Origin of the sequence: Bremerella sp. P1 (assembly GCF_028748185.1) — a bacterium.
Taxonomy (GTDB): Bacteria; Planctomycetota; Planctomycetia; order Pirellulales; family Pirellulaceae; genus Bremerella.
In genome coordinates this window covers 389,767-407,104 of record NZ_CP118164.1, presented here as the reverse complement: position 1 = coordinate 407,104, position 17,338 = coordinate 389,767, and the positions used below count along the sequence as shown (strand labels likewise).

Genomic DNA, 17,338 nt, shown 5'->3' with positions numbered 1-17,338 from the left:
GTTGATTCCTCATCGAGAACTACCCTCGTTCGCTGAAGGACTGCAGCATGCCGATACGGGTTCGCTCCCTTTCTTGTTCACTCTGGTTATTACTGGCGTTCGTCTCCCCTGCCTTGCTGATCGCCGAAGACTGGCCAACCTTCCTGGGGCCGCGTCACAACAGCACTTCCCTCGAAACAGGACTTCAGGTTCCCTGGCCCAAGGGAGGCCCTGAAATCGTTTGGCAACGCAAACTGGGGACGGGCTACGGTACCGGCAGCATCGCCGACGGCAAGTTCTTTCAGTTCGATCGCCATGGTGACCAAAATCGATTGGAAGTCTTGGAAGTCACCACCGGCCACAAGCTATGGCAGTATGAATATGGGACCGAGTACGAAGACGCACTTGGCTATAACAACGGTCCGCGTTGTAGCCCGGTGATCGATGACGGTCTGGTTTACATTTATGGTGCCGAAGGGGAATTGCACTGCGTCAGCATCCAAACGCATGAGGCGGTCTGGAAGCGAAACTTGTCCGAAGAGTTCAACGTCGTGCCCAACTTCTTCGGTGTCGGCAGCACGCCGGTGATCTTCGAAGACAAGCTGCTGGTGATGGTTGGCGGCAGTCCCGAAGAGTTCAAAGGCCTGGGTCCCTATCAGATCGATCGTGTAACTGGCAACGGCAGCGCGATCGTGGCGATCGACAAGAAGACCGGTAAGACGATCTACAAGATCTCCGACGAACTGGCCAGCTATGCGAGTCTCACGCTGGCCGAGATCGACGGTCGTCCCTGGTGCTTTGCTTTCTTGCGGGGCGGACTGCTCGGGTTTGATCCGCGTGATGGTGCGATCGACTTCCATTATCCATGGCGCGCGAAGAAGCTGGAAAGCGTCAACGCCAGCACGCCGGTGGTGGTGGGAAACGAAGTCTTCATCTCGGAATGCTATGCCCTGGGCAGCACGCTGTTGAAAGTGAAGCCGGGTGGATACGAAGTGATTTGGAAGGATGAAGAACGCAGTCGCGATCACGCAATGGAAACGCACTGGAATACGGCCGTCTATAAGGATGGCTATCTGTATGCCAGCAGTGGGCGCCACTCGCACCAGGCCGAACTACGATGTATCGAGTGGAAGACCGGCAAGGTGTCATGGGCCGAGCCCAGCCTGACGCGAAGCTCGCTGCTGTTGGTCGAAGACTACCTGATTTGCCTGAGCGAGTACGGAACGCTGCGTCTGTTGAAAGTGAACCCGGAAAAGTTCGATGTCATCTCCGAGGTTTTCCTGGAAGATGAAGACGGCAACGCGCTGCTCAAGCCCCCGGCCTGGTCCGCCCCAATTCTTTCGAACGGGCGTTTGTTTGTACGAGGAGATGACCGGCTGATCTGCTTGCAGGTGATTCCACCCGGCAAATAAAAGCTGGCGTTACGTCGTGCTATTCATCGTTTGCAGGTAACCCATGCTGTGGGCCAGCAGGTGTTCGTATTCGAGCTGTTGGACATCGCGCCCCATCAATTCGATATCGAAGGGGCCGTCGTAGCCGAGTTGGATCAGCTTCGCGATCGTCGCGTTGAGTGACAGCTGTCCGTCGCCCAGCAAACAGCGGTTGGGTTCTTCCAGCGGTTCGCAGCCGCGGTCGCCAACTTGCACCAGGGCCAGGTACGGCACCAGAAGATGCAGGTTGTCGAGTACCTCGGCTTGATCGCCGAACTCGTACAAGTCGAGCACCAACTTGAATCTTGGCGAGTCGATGATGTCGATCAATTGCAGCGCGTCGGTCATGCGGCGGACAAGAGTCCAGTCGCAGCCGTACTTGTGCCGGATCGGTTTGATGGCGAGCGTCACTCCATGGGCTTCGGCGTAAGGAATGAGTTCTTCGAGTGCGCCCGAGAATAATCGCTGGGCGTGCTTACTGATGTGCCCGCCACGTGCTCCGCTGTAAACGATCAGGCAGCCAGCGTTCAGTTCCTGAGCAAGGTCGACCGCATGCTTAGCGTCGCTGACGGCATCTTTGAAGTTCCGTCCGTCGCTACCGGTGAAACCGCCAGCCCAGCTGAGTGCCGAAACTTCCAGGCCTAGCTCTTCCAGGAGGATAGCGCCTTTGGCTTCACCGAAGTCGTGCAGCTTGTCCCGCCAGACATGAATAGCCGAGAGGCCTGCCTCGCGGTATCGGAAGCAATCTTGTTCAAACGACCAGCGTAACGTGGTCATCTGGTTCATGGAGAACTTGGCCATCCGTGCGACACTTTTATGAGAAAAGAGATCTGCCCAGAGCCGCGCCGTTTCCATCACGCGCGGCTGCGAAGTGAAGCCAAGTATAGGAATCGAAGTTAATTTGTAAACGGCTTGACGAACGAGTTTTCCGTGTTCACTTTTCGGTTTTCGCCGAACGATGAGAGGACGCTTCGGTAAGCCGTGATAGCATGTGCTTCCGCAGAGGGAGACGCTGGGAATAGCTGGCTGAGACTGGCAGGATGGGGAATCACAATCTGCGCAAAAGGCTAACGACGTCGTCGCGTCACCGCTACCAGATTCATCGCCGAAAACTGAACACGGAAAGCTTGCTTATTCGAGTTTCCAAGCGTCCAGATATTCGACCGACTGCAGTTGCATGTCGAAGTCTTTCTTCAGGCGATCGTGCATGTCTTCCAGGTGACCGGCACCGTAGAAGACGGCGATGTTCTTTTTGCCGTCCTTGATGCTCTTGCCCATGACCTCGAAGGCCTTGGCGTTACGCTGCGAGATAATGGTCGAGCCATTCTTGCCTTCGATGGCCTTCATCGAGCTCTCCATGTCCGACATCTGCGAGGCAAATACGCGACGGAGTTTCATGGCACGATCTTTGGAGAAAAACGCCATCATGATGGCAGCATCGCTGTTGCCCCCTTTGGACTGTTGAACCAGTCCCTGCCCCATGGCTCGGGCAAACATGTGTAGTAAGCCGTCGCCACGTTCTTCCATATCTTTGGCGAACTCTTCCGGCGACATATCGGCGTGGACGAAATTCTCAGGCGAGTAATCGACCTTCTCGAGCTGAAACTCGAGTTCCAGCATGTCTTTCATGCCATTTTGAATACCGCTGACCGGACTGCCAGTTCCCTTGTGTCCTTTCGGGACGCGGGTTCCTTCGGGGGCAACCAGTTCGTACATGACGGCATCGTACGACTTGAATCGCTTGTTCAGCTCTTGGTAGTACGAGTCTTCCCCAATGTGCACGGCCCCGACCAGGTCGATCTTCAGGCCGCCGTCGTCTGATTGGTAGTGGGCGATCGCCGTTTGCAGAGCCACCGGACGCTCGCTGGCGTTCTTTTTGACACGAACGAACTCGGGGGCGTCGCTTTCAGTTTTGGTTTCAGCCTGGGCACTCGATGCTAGCAAGATCGAGAGGACCAGCGTCCACAGGCGACGGTCGAAGAGCGGGCGTACGGCACCGAGGAGGGGGAAATGTGACATGGGCAATCCTTGAGTATCGCTAGCAAAACGGTCTCTTATATCTTACCCGCAATATACGCAGTTCGTTTCCAGAAGGGAAAAAGAAAACGAGGAGGCAAAAAATAAGGGCCTACAAGGGCAATATCTGGGGGGATTTGCGGATTAGCCCGAATTTTCGGCAGAGTTTACCAAACTGGTTCAATTCCCAATCGCGGACGTACCGATACAAACGGCAACGCAGGAACTTTCGTCATCGCAACCGGTGACGTCGTCCATACCATTACCGTGGAAGTCACAAGGTAGAAGTGGACCATGTTGAGCTATCGTAAAGCACTGTGGAGCCTGGTAATTGCAGCCAACTTGGCTGTCGCGTCCAGTGTGCAAGCACAGTATCAAACCGAATTCCCCGGCGCGATGCAGCCGTTTAGCGACGTCAATCTGGAAAACTACGATTTCCAGTGGTTCGCTCCCCCGATCACTGAACAGTACGGGCAAGACACAATCGATCCGAACACCGGGATATTCTTCGAGTATCACCGCTTGTTCCTGAATGTCAGCCGTGCGGAATCCGCCCCAGGTCCCTGGGATGGTGATGCCACGTACGGTAACCGAGTCGACTTCGGCTACATGACCGACGACAACTACGGCTGGCTCTGCAGCGGTTGGCGTCTGGACGGTCCGTCGTACGACCTGGTCAACCGAGCTGACTTCAACAGCTTTGAAGTCAACCGAACCTGGCGTCTGGATCAGTTCCACCAAGGGTTCTGGATCGAACCGATGATCGGTATGCGATTCGCCCAGTTCAACGACAAGACCACCGTCGTCCCAGCACCGATCTTCGTGCAGAATAACATGCTGCTTGGTCAGTTGGGCGGACGTATCTTCTCACAGCGTGGCCAGTGGACACTTTACTCGACCGTCCGTGGTTTCGGCGGTCAGAACTGGATCTTCCGCGGCGACATCGAAGATTACTCCAACGGCGTTGTTGGTGGTGAATTCAGCCTGGGTTGTGCTTACCACATCACCCGTGAGATCACCCTCGACGTGGCTTGGCAGCACATGTACTTCGGTACCGGCATCGGCCGCGACCCGAACTTCCAAGACAGCGACGACATGACGTTCTCGGGTGTGGCCTTCGGCTTCACGCTGAATCGTTAATCCCTGCGACTTCCACGACAAAACAAAAAGCCTCGCAATGATTCGCGAGGCTTTTTTCGTTTCTTGTTCCCTCTACTCCGGCAGCTTGCCGACCTGAACGGCGGCGCCCATATTGGCGATGCCTGGCCCTTGATAGTTCTTGCCCAGTGGCAAGATCATCGGTTCTTCGTAGGGGCGATACGGCAGCATGGCTGCGATCTCATCAAGACGCAAGCGAACATCGGCCGGTAGCGGCCCCTTCTCGACAGCCGTGACGCACGTTTCCAACTGCTCGATCGTCTTGCAGCCAATCGGGATCGTGTGGATACGCTCGTCCGCGATAGCAAATCGCAGGCAAAGCTCAACGGCCGACATGCCAGACTCTTCGAGCAAGCTGGCATACTGCTCGAGTTGATGCCGGCGGGCCTCGGAGATCCACACGCGATTGCTGGCAGCCGAAACGCTGGCTGGTCGGGTCAGAAAACCCTGCCCCATGACCGAGCCGAGCACGATTCCCATATCCTGAGCGGTCGCCGCCGGAATGACGGTCGACTCGGCTTCCCGAAACAGAGCGTTGTAGTTGAACGCCGTCAGGACGACATCGAACTTGTTCTGCCGCACCAGGTAGGTCATCTCGTTGACGGTGGTGCCAGCCAGCCCGGTGAAGCGTATGGTCCCGGCTTGCTTGAGCGAGTCGAGTACCTCCAACACAGGTCCGTCCAGTGGATCGTAGCTGGTCCACCATGGATACTGCTGCGGCCGGTCCGGCTCGTGGATCATGAGAATGTCGATGTGCTCCCGGCCGAGCAAACGTAAGCTCTCCTGGACCGAAGCCCGCAGGCCATCGGCATCTTGAGGATTGAACGGCGTTGGCCGGCCCCCAAGCTTGGTCGTGACGATCAAGGGAGATGTCAGGTCCGTAATTGCATTGCCGAGCGTCAATTCGCTGTCGGCATACGCTGGAGCCGTATCGACCGCATTGATCCCGAGGTCGACGGCCTTCTGCATGATCCGCTTCGTCTCACTCACGCCGCCGGCAAGGGACGAAGTATACAAGCCGCCGATAGAGAGCAGACTGATATCGAGACCAGTCCGGCCAAGTTTTCGCGTATTCATGAGGTGCACTTTCCAGTAGAGCCGGAACGAGTCGAATCACGAAAAGCAAAGGCGGACCAACGATCGCGGTCTCTAAGTCAGGTGGTTGGGGGCACCGTGACTTATCCCGCGCTGGCGTGGTTCTCTCGTTGTAGCTTCGACCAGAGGGCCGCCAGTTTGTTGATCGTCTGGCGGATTTGATCTTTGGTGTGGTGGGCGTTAACAAACAGACGCAGACGAGCGGCCGATTCTTCCACGGCCGGGTAGGTCAACGGGCGAGCGTTCACGCCGTCGGCCAGCAACTTCTGAGCGAGGATCATCGTCATCATCGAATCGCCAACAATGATCGGCACGATCGGTGACTTGCCGCTGCCGCCGATGTTCAGACCTGCCTTCTTGGCCAAGTCGCGAACGAGGTCGGCGTTTTGCTGCAGCTTGGTGACCCAGCCAGGGTTTTGTTCGAGCTCGCGAAGGCCAGCCAGCGCCCCGGCGGTTGCCGGAGGGGAAAGGCCTGCACTGTAAACAAAGCCGGAAGCGGTGTGCTTCAGATAGTCGATCAATTCATGGCTGCCGGCGACGTATCCACCCGAGGAACCGAACGCCTTGCTCAGCGTACCGATCCAGATGTCGATTTGGTTGGGGTCGATGCCAAAGTGTTCGCATACGCCGCGGCCTGTCTTGCCGAGCGTACCCAGCGAATGGGCCTCGTTGACCATCAGCCAGGTCTTGTGACGGTTACGGATCTCGACCAGTTGCGGAAGCGGACAGACGTCCCCTTCCATGCCGTAGATCCCTTCGGCGACGATCAACACGCGGCGATAGTCTTTGCGGATGTCGTGCAGGATCTCGTCGAGTTCACGCCAGTCGTTGTGTGGATAAGGACGACGGCGGGCACCGCTGAGGTTGGCCCCGGTGATGATGCTGCTGTGGGCCATCGAGTCGTGCAGGATCAGGTCGCCTGTTCGCAGCAGATGGCCGATCGTCGTTTCGTTGGCCGCATGTCCACCCGACATGAGCATCGAACTTGGCACGCCGATGAACTTGGCCAGTTCGCTTTCCAGGTCACGATGCAAGGCCCGTTCGCCAGAGATCAGCCGGCTTCCGCTAGTCGAAACGCCAAGCGACTCGATTGCCTGGATGGCAGCCTTTTTCACTTCGGCATGTTCGGCCAGTCCCAGGTAGTTGTAGCCTGCGAAGTTGATTACCTCTTTGCCATCGACGATTGCTGTAGCGGAGGTCGCACTGTCGAGGACCTGGAAGTAGGGGTTGGGCAAGCCCAGGTCGCCCAGTTGTTCGGAAATCTGACGGACCTGGCGATACTCTGGCAGTGCCGAGAAACCATACATTTCCTGCGGGATCTCACCGGACGTCGCGGGAAGCATGTCGTCGCCGGCCAGGTAGATCTCGATGCAGTCGGCAACCTGGGCGACGGTTCGCATCGACGGCAGGATATCGTCCGGGAAGCGAGCCCCGTAGTGGTCTTCGATCGAAGCGATGATCTCCATACGTTCGAGCGAATCGAGATCGAGTTCCAGAATGTCGGTCTCAGGTTCGATCTGGCGGCCGCGATCTTTGGCGATCTCCCGAATCTTGTCGATCACCATCTGAACGGTGCGTTGACGGACCAGCGGATCGGAAACGGCCAAGCCTTCGGCATCGGCTCGGGCTGCTTCCAGTTGAGCACGACGCAGCTTAACGCGTTGGATTTCTTCGGAGACCTGAACCTCGTCCCAGGCAACCCAACGTTCCAATACCGGCAGGGTGTGCGTAAGGAAGTGCTCGCGGCACGCGTGACGCTGGATCTTACCGCTGGAGGTCTTGGGAATCGAACCGCGACGAATCAATGCGACGCCGTCGACCGAGACTTCGTGCTCGATGGCCACTTCACGGCGAATGGCCGCGATGATGTCGGTCAGGTCTTTGCGTTTGGCTCGGGGCGCTTCGGCGACCACGATCAGGCGTTCTTTGTCGGCCACTTCGGCCATCACGGCGGCGGCCGTCATGCCGTCGAGCAAGTCGTGGCACCGAGTGACCGTTTGTTCGATGTCTTGCGGATAGCGATTCACCCCGCGGACAATGATCATGTCTTTCAGGCGGCCGGTGATGAACAACTCGCCGTTGGCCTGCATGAAACCGAGGTCGCCGGTTCGTAGGAATGGGCCTTCTTTGGTGTCGCTGGTATAGGCGTTGAAGATCGCCTCGGTCGATTCTTCGTTTCGCCAATAGCCTTTGGCGATACTGGGACCTTGCACCCAGACTTCCCCGACTTCATCGGATTGTCGCTTGGTGAATGTTTCGGGATCGACGATCATAATCCGCTGGTCAGGCAGCGTGTTACCGCAGCCGACAATCAGGCGGGCACCATCGTCATCGGGATCGGCGTCGACAACCTGGTGCTGATCGAGCGAGTAGCCATCGACTGCCTGAATGACCGGCGGGCTCTTCTTCATACCGCCAGAAATAATGAGCGTGGCTTCGGCCATGCCGTAGCAGGGATAGAAAGCTTCGCGACGGAAACCGCACGGCTCGAATGTCTTGGCGAAGCGATCGAGGGTTTCGGGCTTGACCGGCTCGGCCCCGTTAAACGCCAGTTCCCAACTGCTCAGGTCGAGCTTCTCGCGTTGTTCCGGCGTAATCTTCTGCACGCATAGCTCGTATGCGAAGTTCGGTCCGCCGCTGACATTGCACTGGTACTTCGAGATAGCCCGCAGCCAGCGATACGGCTGTTGCAGGAACGCCATCGGCGACATCAGCACGTTCGGCTGGCCGATTTGCATAGGCTGAAGCACACCGCCGATCAGTCCCATGTCGTGGTACATGGGCAGCCAGAAGCAAGCCCGGACGCTACGAGTCGTCTCGAACGCGTACGAGATGAGCGCCGAGTTGTGCATCATGTTGCCGTGGTTCAGCATCACCCCCTTGGGCGTTCCGGTCGAACCCGACGTGTATTGCAAGAATGCGAGCGTTTCAGCCGTGATGCCGGGCTGATTCCACTTGGCGGCCAGCTTTTCTTCGACCTTGTCGGTGCTGATCCACTCGATTGTATTCAGCTTGGGGGTTTCCTCGAACATCGGGACCATACGGTCGTAGACGTCCGAGAGGGTCAGGGCGACCTTGGCCTGGGCGTCTTCGGCAATCGCCTGAATACGCACCATGTTGCGGTTGCGGCGAGGTGGATATGCCGGAACCGCGACCACACCGGCATACAAGCAGCCAAAGAAGGCCGCGATGAAGTCCAGTCCCGGAGGGAACAGAAGCAGGGCTCGCTCCCCTTCCATGCCGCGTGCTTGAAGTTCGGCGGCGATTGCCTGGCAGCGACGGTCGAGCTGCTCGTAGGTGAGCTTGATCTCTTCGTCTTCTCCGTCGACCAGGAACGTGAAAGCTACCTGCGATCCCAGATGTTCGGCCCGATGGCGCAAACGATCAACGATGCTGGTGGAAGGAGGAGTAAACGAATTGAGCATCTCTGGAGTCACGAGCTTTTCAGTCTCCGCTGGAACAAATCGCAAAGGGCCATGGAAGTTCGAGGGCGCCAACTTCTTCGCTGGTCACGCTCGAGATGGCAGCCGGCACCATCGCGCCGGGCAGTGAGGAGTTGGACGAGGATAGGGTTCAAAATCATGCATCAAATGAGCGAGCCGCATTCCGTTCTCACATGGGTGTTGTCATCAAGCCCAGGTACGACCGCTGCACTTCGTGATGCGGCCTTCATACTCGCCGAGCAAGCCACCGACGACATCCCAGCAGTCAGGACGACGAACTTCGATGTCTCCTTGGCGATTGATGCGAACGATGGAAGTCTCGGTAATATGGGACTTTTTCAAATCTTCGGCGGTCAATTCGTCATCGGTTAAGGCATCCATTAACTCTTTGCCTGTCATTTCGATGAACTGCATGGCTTGCAAACTTTCGACTATGAACGAGCTTAAGACATTTTCGGCCCTTCGAAGGGCAATCGTCCATGATAACGTAAACCAAACGCAGGGGGAGTATCACGTTAGGAGAATTGCCATCGAAAAACCGGCACAATGGGGGATGTGGTTCCGTGGTTGTCTTAGTTTATCTGGGGGACAAGGTGTAGGGGGACACCGCAATTCATGTGAAGATCGTGTTGAGATCTAACGCGGAACAAGTCATCCTGGTTGCCAGGGTGATAGATCGCGATACCCTACTGCCATGCCTGCCCACCCTTGGCAACAATCTTTCCTCGGAGTCCCGCCTGTGTCGCTTCCATCGTTTCAATCGGCTGCTCGTACGTTTCTATCGGACCGTCGCGAATTCGTGCTGGGGGCTGGTTCGCTCGCCTTGTTGCCGTGGTTGGGCCAGTGTGTTCAAGGGGCTGCGAAGGCCAACGCTTCGTTTGCCAAAGATCCTTTCACGCTCGGTGTCGCGTCAGGCGATCCTCAACCCGATGGTTTCGTGCTGTGGACACGGTTGGCGCCGGAACCACTGGGTGGCGGTGGCATGCCCAATGAAAGCTTCGAGGTCACCTGGGAACTATCGGAAGACGAATCGTTTAAGAGGATCGCTCACAGCGGCAAGACCTATGCTACGCCACAACTGGGGCACAGCGTTCATGTGGAAGTGCAAGGACTGCCGGCCGATCGCTGGTATTTCTATCGCTTTCAATGCGGTGACGCAGTTAGCGCTGTGGGGCGTGCCCGCACGACGCCTGGCTACGATGTGATGTCCGACCAGCTGCGGTTTGCGTTTGCTTCGTGTCAACACTACGAGCACGGACTGTTCACCGCGTACGAGCACATGGCCCAGGAAGACTTGGACCTGGTGCTGCACTTGGGAGATTACATCTACGAGTATCGCGGCAACAGCAAGGCCATTCGTCAGCATATTGGCGAAGAGATCCAATCGCTGAACGACTACCGCAATCGATACGCTTTGTACCGAACCGACGAGCACCTGCAAGCCGCGCACGCGCGCTGCCCATGGCTGCTGGTGTGGGACGATCACGAGTTTGACAACAACTGTGCCGGGGATATCTCGGAAGAGCATGACGTCAATCCAGAAGACTACCTGCTGCGTCGTGCCAGCGCCTATCAGGCCTATTACGAAATGATGCCGTTACGCAGCCGCAGCATGCCACGTGGCCCACACATGCAGCTGTATCGCCGGATTCCCTACGGCCGGTTGGCGAACTTCGAGATGCTCGACACGCGGCAGTACCGTACCGATCAGCCCAATGGCGACGGTCTGAAGCCGATGAACGATGCCGCTCGAGACCACAAAAACACGCTGCTGGGCGACAAACAAGAGCATTGGCTGATGCGCGACCTGATCGCATCGCAAAGCAACTGGAATGTCCTGGGGCAGCAAGTCATGATGGCCCCGGCCGATCGCCTGGAAGGCGAAAAGAAGGCCTACAGCATGGACCAATGGCCGGGCTACACGCACTCGCGTGACCGCCTGTTGGGCTTCATGCGAGATCGCAAGGTTCCAAACCCAGTAGTTTTGACCGGCGACATCCACAACAATTGGGTCAACGACCTGAAGGTGAACTTCGAGGACGAAAAGGATCCGGTCATGGGTACCGAATTCGTCTGCACGTCGATTACCTCGGGTGGCAATGGACAAAAGGCCGAAGACCGGGCCAAGGTGCTCACCAGTGAGAACCCATTCGTCAAGTTCTTCAATGCCGAACGTGGATACGTCAGCTGTACGGTGACGCCAGACCAGTGGCGAAGTGACTATCAGGTGGTCGAGTACGTCGACAAGCCTGGGGCTCCACTGATCACGCGTGCATCGTACGTGGTCGAATCAGGCGAGCCTGGTGCCAAGCCTTTGTAGTAATTAAGTAAGTACGAGGTTGGCCCAGAGAGATTGCTCTCTGGGTCGGCGTCGCCGACAAGCGGCTCATGAATGGAGCTTGTTGAAGATGGAAACGTTCTATCTTGGGCAGGCTCGATGCATTAGCCGCTTGTGACCTTCGGCCACCCAGAGAGAAATCTCTCTAGGCCACCCCAAACGTTTCCCCCTTCCCTTCCCCGTGATTGATCGAGACCGGCGCTTACCAATGCGTACTTTTCTGATGCTTACCGTGGCCTTGTTGGCCGGCATGACTGTTTCGACGCTGTTCGGTGCCGAGCCCAAGAGGGACGCCGTTGACGTGATGTCCTTCAATATTCGCTATGGGACCGCCAAAGATGGCGAGAACCACTGGGACAAGCGAAAAGAGTTTGTGGCCGAGACGATTCAACAGGTGAACCCTGATTTGCTGGGCACCCAGGAATGTCTGGGCTTTCAACGTGACTTCCTGGCCAAGCACCTGCCTGGCTATCAGACGCACGCCGCTGCTCGTGAAGATGGCAAGGAAAAGGGAGAGATGTGTGCGATCTTCTTTCGCACCGATCGCTTCGAGAAACTCGATGCCGGTCACTTCTGGTTGAGCGAAACGCCGGAGGTCCCTGGCAGCAAGAGCTGGGACAGCAGCCTACCGCGGATGGTCAGTTGGGTGAAGCTGAAGGATAAGAAGTCGACCAATAGCAAGCCCATCGTCTTCATCAACACCCACTTCGATCATCGCGGTCCCGAGGCCCGCTTCGAGTCGGCCGAGATGATTCGCGAAAAGATCGGTCAGTTTGCCGATGCCGATGTCATTCTGACGGGCGACTTCAATGCCGATGAAGGATCGAAGCCGTATGTGGCGATGTTTGCCAACGACTCGCCGGTCGTCGATACCTATCGAACGGCTCACCCAGAGAAACAAGCAAACGAAGGGACGTTCTCAGGCTTCGACGTGAAAAACACCAGTGGTGCACGCATCGACTGGATTGGTGCCGGACACGGCTGGAATGTCGTCGAGGCGAAGATTCTAACCATCCACCGCGATAGCAGCACTCCATCGGATCACTTGCCGATTACCGCGAAGCTTACTCGCTAGACGTGAGTGAAAGTCGCGACCGGAACTGCGACGGCGTGACGCCCATAATGCGACGAAATTGGCGAGCGAAGTAGTTCTGGTCCTCGAAGCCGCAGTTGGCTGCGACGTCGGCAACGGAGTCTTTCGTTTTCTCCAGTTGCAGACATGCCAGTTGAATCCGGCAGCGAAGAATGAACTGGAGTGGCGAGATTCGAAACACGTTCTTGAACTCGCGTCGGAAATTCAATTCCGTCAAACCACAAGCCTCCGCTAGGGTACTGATGCGAATGGGGGCTTGGCGGTTGTTCTGAATGAACTGGATCGCTGGCAATAGAACTGCCAGTTCGCTTGGTACGTGGTCGGCGTCATCGATCGGCCGGCTGATGCCGATCAGGCCTTGGATTTGCCCTCGGCGATCTCTGGCCGGCACTTTGGTTGTGCAAAACCAGCGAATCGCCCCCGTGCCAGAGATGTTCAGTTCAATCCGTTCGTAGATCGATTCCCCCTTCTCGATGACCGCCTTGTCGTCTTCGGTGAATGTCTCAGCTAACACGTTGGGAAAGAACTGGGTGTTGTCTTTTCCGTAGACTTCATCCGCTTCGCTGAACCGAAGAATCCCGCGTCGATGCGTCTCGTTGCAGTAGATTAACTTGCGATCTCGATCTTTGATAAAGAAGTGGAGATCGGGGATGTGCTCGAACATCTGGCATATCCCTTCGCCGAGCACAATATCCAAAGATCGCAAGGCATCGCGTATTTCAGGCATCGAAGGTCTTTTGATCAGAATGTGCTAAATGCGGGACGCAGGATGCTAACGGTATTTTGCTGAAGAAGGTAGCATTGAATTCGAATTGTTCGGCGTAAACGTCAGCGGTATCGCTTATTCTAAGTGCTCCGAGGTGAAACCTGAAATGAATAGTCTGTGCTATCGACAAGTCGGCGATCTAAGGCCATCGGTCGTCACGTTACTTCGTGCAGTAATGGTTGTTGCTGTCGGTGCCCTGGCTGCGGCGAACGTCAACGCGGAAGCACCGCGTCCCAATATCCTGCTGATCTTGGGCGATAACTGGGCCTATCCGCATGCTTCGATTTGCGGTGATCCGGTCGTCGCGACACCGACGTTCGATCGCCTGGCACACGAAGGGGCGTTAGGGAATAACGTGTTCTGCCAGGTGCCGTCGTGTTCGCCAGCCCGGGCGGTGCTATTGAGTGGACAAGCGACCCATCGCTTGGGAGAAGCGGCTAACCTATGGGGCAACTGGGCGAGTGGACTGGAAACCTATCCCGATCTATTGGCTTCGGCCGGGTACGTTGTCGGCTTCGAAGGCAAAGGGTGGGCACCTGGTGTTTATCAAGCCAGTTCAACCAACGCTGCCTTGGACAACCCGGCTGGCATGAAGTTCAAGACGTTTGGAAGCTTCCTGGATTCGGTTCCAGACGGCAAGCCATTCTGCTTTTGGTTCGGCTCGCGTGATCCACACCAGCCGTGGGGTGCGAAGCAGGAGTTCCGCGCGGGGCTCGATGCGTCGAAGGTCAAAGTCCCTGAGTATTTGCCGGATGTCCCTGAGGTTCGAGAAACCATCTTGGACTACTACGCCGAAGTCCAAAGTTTAGATCACGATGCGAGCCAGTTGCTTAAAGAATTGGATGAACGAGGGCTCGGCGAGAACACGCTGGTCGTCATGATGGGGGACAATGGTTGGCAGACGCCACGTGGCTTGGCGAATGTTTATGACGCCGGCACGCGCACACCGATGGCCATTCGCTGGCCCAAGGTCATCAAACCAGGCCTGGTACTCGACCAATTCATTTCCTTTGAAGACTTCGCACCGACCTTCCTGGAAGTCGCCGGTGTTTCCGTTCCTTCCGATATGACGGGCAAGTCGCTTGTTCCTTTACTGAAAGGAAACGAGGTCAACGACTGGCGCGACGCGATCTTCCTCGAGCGTGAACGGCACGCGAACGTGCGAGCCGAGGACGAAAGCTATCCGTGCCGCGCGATTCGTACGAAGGACTACCTCTACGTCTGGAATATTGAACCGGAGCTTTGGCCTGCCGGCGATCCGAAGATGCACTTTGCCGTTGGACCTTATGGCGATATCGACAATACGCCTTACAAAGCGTTTCTGCTGGAGCATCAAGAGACACCCGAGTATCGCCCCTTCTTCGAGTTGGCGATGGGCAAGCGTCCTGCCGAAGAGTTGTACGATCTTCGTACTGATCCCGACCAGGTCCGCAATATCGCCGCCGAGCCTGCCAACGCAGGAGTCGTCAGCAAGCTGCGTCAGCGCGTCCAGAAGTGGATGGAAGCGACTGATGACCCGCGGGCAAAGAATACGCGAGATCGACGATTCACTAAGTACCCGTATTTCGGCGGACCTCCCCGAAATCGCCCTGGTCCAAAGTAGCCGGCGCCGCGTTAGTAGTACCTCTCAGAGACCATGACGATTGCTGTGTAGGCAACCAGCATCGCTAAGATGCCTCCTCCTACCCAGAGAATCGCCGGCCATGTTTGTCGCGGTCGGACGAAAGAAAGCAAGATGCCAAGCGGAATCACGATGACGAAGAGCAACTTCTCGAATACGTGATAGAACGCATCGCTAGAATAGAAAGCTTCACCCCAACGTCTGTATGGCGTGGCCATGGCCGCCAGGGAATTCAAGAACTTTCCAGGAAGCGGATGGTCTTTGAAGTCAAAATTTCCCACGGCCGTGAACGACCCGATGATAAAAAAGGCGATGCCGGCACAGGCAACCGAGGCAGCGGCCATGACAGCTTGATCCATCGGGTTGAATTGTGTCGCAATAAAGATGGCAAAGAGCAATAAGGCTCCTGCGATGACGACCGCATACCAATACCAGGCTGCCGTAGGTTTTGACTCTTGGTCATTCTGCTCGGGCGAGTCCCCATCGTTGCGGTATCGTCGACGACGGCGTTTCTTTCCGGACACGACTAACTCTAGCTAAGCTGCGACAAGTTCGACGGATAGCTCTAGCACTTTGACGAGCTTCCAGGCTTTCGCATCGTAGCATGATGAAGAATCGATGCCACGTGTAATTTCGTGGCGTTACCGGATCGACGACGATGTGCTATGAGATCGCTTGGCAATCGTTTCCGTCGCGAAGCGTTGTCGCCGATCGGCTGAGCTACGCCTCTTTCTCGGCCAGCTTCTGACGAAACAGTTCGCACATTGCGAGGATTTCGTCGACGGTGAAATTCTCGGCTCGGGCACTGGGGTTTAAGCCCCCCTGCTCCATCACTTGGTCGACTTCTGCTTTCTCGAGCTTTCCCTTGAACGAACTATGCAGCACGCTTCTCAGGAACTTGCGGCGATGGAAAAAGAGCGAGCGGTTAAACTCGTGGAAGAACTCAAGATCAGGAATCGCTGCCCGCCGTTCTGGTTCCACTTCAATATGGAGAATGGCGGAGTTCACCTTGGGTGCCGGCCAGAAGACACTCGGAGGCAGAATGCGGACCAGTTCGCAGCGGCATTGGGCCTGAATCCAGACCGACAAGGCGCTGTAGTCCTTGGTGCCTGGCGAGGCGATGATCCGTTCGGCGAGTTCCTTCTGGATCGTGACCGTCATGCTCTTGGGCGTGATGTCGGTTCGTAGCAGGTTCGAGATGATCGGTGTCGCCACGTTGTACGGCAAGTTGGCGGCCAACTTGAAATGATCGGTACCGATTTCGGCCATCTTCTCTTTGATGGTTTCGATCATCTCGGGGCGGAAGTTGTTTTTGTTGCGCAGCGCATCGTAGTTCAGCAGCGTGACGTTTTCGAACTCGTCGAGTTCCTCCGTGGCGAATGTGGCCATGTGCGGGTCGATTTCCACCGTCACCAGGTAGCCGGCCTGGTCGGCCATGCGCGTGGAAAGCGTACCGGTGCCGGTACCGATTTCGAGAATGACGTCATCCTTCTGGATGTCTGCCGAGCGGACCAGTAGGTCCAGCAGGTTCATGTCGATCAAGAAGTTCTGCCCGTGCTTTGAGACGGGGCGGATTCCGATTTCGCGGAATTTGCTCGTGAGGTACGAGATCGTTTGATTGCGAAATTCAGGCATTAGCGAAATCGGTTTCTCTAGGATTTGGATGGAACGGGTGATTTTGGGGTGTGAATCGACTTACTTCGTTTCGAGTTGTCGCTGCACGTACTTGGCCAGCAGGTCGGTCTCGATGTTGACAGTGTCGCCCTGCTTTCGTCCGCCCAGCGTCGTGGCATCGAGCGTATGCGGAATCAGGGCCACGCTGAATCGTGTGTCGGTCACATCGACCAGGGTTAAGCTGATGCCGTCGATCGCCACGCTTCCCTTGCTGGCCATTTGTCGGGCGTACTCTTTGGGGACTTCAAACCACATCGTACACCACTCTCCATCGTCGTTGCGCTCGACGAGCGTGGCCGTGGTATCGATGTGCCCGGTGACCAAATGGCCGCCGAGTCGATCACCCAGTTGAAGGGAGCGTTCCAGGTTCACGACGCTTCCATTTTCAAGCTGGCCAAGATTGGTTCTCTTTAACGTCTCTTCGCCGGCTTCAAAATCGACAACATTTTCTGCGATGCTGACGACGGTCAAACAGCATCCGTTAACGGCAATACTGTCCCCAAGTGCGGCGCTGCCTGCAATCAACTCGCTCTCTAATGACACACGTACCCCCGGTCCCTCGGGTTTAAGGGCGACGACTTTTCCTTGCGTTTCAACCAGGCCAGTAAACATGGTGATCCTTGGGCAGTCCCATTTGGGGTTTCTCATGCGTGTTAATAACTACTCACGAATTTAACGGTAGGGAAATTTCCCCACAACGACCCGTCCCATCCTTGGCAAACAGC

General features: G+C 56.5%; 14 protein-coding genes. 5 read left to right on the top strand and 9 right to left on the bottom strand.

The window, feature by feature from the left end; translation table 11 throughout:
* Positions 1–47 precede the first annotated feature (47 nt).
* Complete coding sequence (locus PSR63_RS01635; protein WP_274330170.1) at positions 48–1,391, top strand: outer membrane protein assembly factor BamB family protein; 1,344 nt, start codon at positions 48–50, stop codon at positions 1,389–1,391.
* 9 nt (positions 1,392–1,400) lie between these two features.
* On the opposite strand, the gene PSR63_RS01630 is transcribed toward PSR63_RS01635, so the two are convergent.
* Both PSR63_RS01630 and PSR63_RS01625 read right to left on the bottom strand, forming a co-directional pair.
* Complete coding sequence (locus tag PSR63_RS01630) at positions 1,401–2,210, bottom strand: sugar phosphate isomerase/epimerase family protein (protein WP_274330168.1); 810 nt, start codon at positions 2,208–2,210, stop codon at positions 1,401–1,403.
* A 330-nt stretch (positions 2,211–2,540) separates the two neighbouring features.
* Complete coding sequence (locus PSR63_RS01625; protein ID WP_274330166.1) at positions 2,541–3,428, bottom strand: hypothetical protein; 888 nt, start codon at positions 3,426–3,428, stop codon at positions 2,541–2,543.
* 291 nt (positions 3,429–3,719) lie between these two features.
* Between PSR63_RS01625 and PSR63_RS01620 the strand changes: the two genes are divergently transcribed.
* The gene (locus PSR63_RS01620) at positions 3,720–4,565 is read left to right on the top strand and encodes a hypothetical protein (RefSeq protein ID WP_274330164.1); all 846 of its coding nucleotides are present in this window, start codon (positions 3,720–3,722) and stop codon (positions 4,563–4,565) included.
* Between the two features lie 72 nt (positions 4,566–4,637).
* Here PSR63_RS01620 and PSR63_RS01615 read toward each other — a convergent pair whose 3' ends face one another.
* From PSR63_RS01615 to PSR63_RS01605, 3 genes are all read right to left on the bottom strand, one after another.
* The gene (locus PSR63_RS01615) at positions 4,638–5,660 is read right to left on the bottom strand and encodes an aldo/keto reductase (RefSeq protein ID WP_274330162.1); all 1,023 of its coding nucleotides are present in this window, start codon (positions 5,658–5,660) and stop codon (positions 4,638–4,640) included.
* Between the two features lie 101 nt (positions 5,661–5,761).
* Positions 5,762–9,115: an aminotransferase class I/II-fold pyridoxal phosphate-dependent enzyme gene (locus PSR63_RS01610; RefSeq protein WP_274330161.1), complete on the bottom strand. Its 3,354-nt coding sequence runs from the start codon at positions 9,113–9,115 to the stop codon at positions 5,762–5,764.
* Positions 9,116–9,307: 192 nt separating this feature from the next.
* Entirely contained in the window at positions 9,308–9,535 is a 228-nt protein-coding gene (locus tag PSR63_RS01605) for a hypothetical protein (RefSeq protein ID WP_274330159.1), read from the bottom strand.
* 325 nt (positions 9,536–9,860) lie between these two features.
* Here PSR63_RS01605 and PSR63_RS01600 point away from each other — a divergent pair, with 325 nt between their 5' ends.
* Together PSR63_RS01600 and PSR63_RS01595 are read left to right on the top strand one after the other, a co-directional pair.
* Positions 9,861–11,441, top strand: coding sequence for an alkaline phosphatase D family protein (locus tag PSR63_RS01600; RefSeq protein ID WP_274330157.1), 1,581 nt, complete (start codon positions 9,861–9,863; stop codon positions 11,439–11,441).
* 226 nt (positions 11,442–11,667) lie between these two features.
* Entirely contained in the window at positions 11,668–12,534 is an 867-nt protein-coding gene (locus tag PSR63_RS01595; RefSeq protein ID WP_274330155.1) for an endonuclease/exonuclease/phosphatase family protein, read from the top strand.
* Here PSR63_RS01595 and PSR63_RS01590 read toward each other — a convergent pair.
* The gene (locus tag PSR63_RS01590) at positions 12,524–13,279 is read right to left on the bottom strand and encodes a helix-turn-helix transcriptional regulator (protein WP_274330153.1); all 756 of its coding nucleotides are present in this window, start codon (positions 13,277–13,279) and stop codon (positions 12,524–12,526) included. The two genes, PSR63_RS01595 and PSR63_RS01590, sit on opposite strands and share 11 nt — an antisense overlap.
* Before the next feature lie 145 nt (positions 13,280–13,424).
* On the opposite strand from PSR63_RS01590, the gene PSR63_RS01585 reads away from it, so the two are divergent.
* Entirely contained in the window at positions 13,425–14,921 is a 1,497-nt protein-coding gene (locus PSR63_RS01585) for a sulfatase family protein (RefSeq protein WP_274330151.1), read from the top strand.
* 11 nt (positions 14,922–14,932) lie between these two features.
* Here PSR63_RS01585 and PSR63_RS01580 read toward each other — a convergent pair whose 3' ends face one another.
* From PSR63_RS01580 to PSR63_RS01570, 3 genes are all read right to left on the bottom strand, one after another.
* Positions 14,933–15,463: a hypothetical protein gene (locus PSR63_RS01580; protein ID WP_274330150.1), complete on the bottom strand. Its 531-nt coding sequence runs from the start codon at positions 15,461–15,463 to the stop codon at positions 14,933–14,935.
* Between the two features lie 196 nt (positions 15,464–15,659).
* On the bottom strand, positions 15,660–16,574 hold the full coding sequence (gene rsmA, locus PSR63_RS01575; RefSeq protein ID WP_274330149.1) for a 16S rRNA (adenine(1518)-N(6)/adenine(1519)-N(6))-dimethyltransferase RsmA: 915 nt from the start codon (positions 16,572–16,574) through the stop codon (positions 15,660–15,662).
* Between the two features lie 60 nt (positions 16,575–16,634).
* A complete protein-coding gene (locus PSR63_RS01570; protein WP_274330147.1) occupies positions 16,635–17,225 on the bottom strand; it encodes a riboflavin synthase in 591 nt (196 codons plus the stop codon).
* Positions 17,226–17,338 lie beyond the last annotated feature (113 nt).

What these genes read in the sequence shown, in the direction of transcription:
- PSR63_RS01635 (WP_274330170.1), top strand. Translation starts at nt 48, where the DNA reads ATGCCGATACGGGTTCGCTCCCTTTCTTGTTCACTCTGGTTATTACTG.
- PSR63_RS01630 (WP_274330168.1), bottom strand. Translation starts at nt 2,210, where the DNA reads ATGGCCAAGTTCTCCATGAACCAGATGACCACGTTACGCTGGTCGTTT.
- PSR63_RS01625 (WP_274330166.1), bottom strand. Translation starts at nt 3,428, where the DNA reads ATGTCACATTTCCCCCTCCTCGGTGCCGTACGCCCGCTCTTCGACCGT.
- PSR63_RS01620 (WP_274330164.1), top strand. Translation starts at nt 3,720, where the DNA reads ATGTTGAGCTATCGTAAAGCACTGTGGAGCCTGGTAATTGCAGCCAAC.
- PSR63_RS01615 (WP_274330162.1), bottom strand. Translation starts at nt 5,660, where the DNA reads ATGAATACGCGAAAACTTGGCCGGACTGGTCTCGATATCAGTCTGCTC.
- PSR63_RS01605 (WP_274330159.1), bottom strand. Translation starts at nt 9,535, where the DNA reads ATGCAGTTCATCGAAATGACAGGCAAAGAGTTAATGGATGCCTTAACC.
- PSR63_RS01595 (WP_274330155.1), top strand. Translation starts at nt 11,668, where the DNA reads ATGCGTACTTTTCTGATGCTTACCGTGGCCTTGTTGGCCGGCATGACT.
- PSR63_RS01590 (WP_274330153.1), bottom strand. Translation starts at nt 13,279, where the DNA reads ATGCCTGAAATACGCGATGCCTTGCGATCTTTGGATATTGTGCTCGGC.
- PSR63_RS01585 (WP_274330151.1), top strand. Translation starts at nt 13,425, where the DNA reads ATGAATAGTCTGTGCTATCGACAAGTCGGCGATCTAAGGCCATCGGTC.
- rsmA (WP_274330149.1), bottom strand. Translation starts at nt 16,574, where the DNA reads ATGCCTGAATTTCGCAATCAAACGATCTCGTACCTCACGAGCAAATTC.
- PSR63_RS01570 (WP_274330147.1), bottom strand. Translation starts at nt 17,225, where the DNA reads ATGTTTACTGGCCTGGTTGAAACGCAAGGAAAAGTCGTCGCCCTTAAA.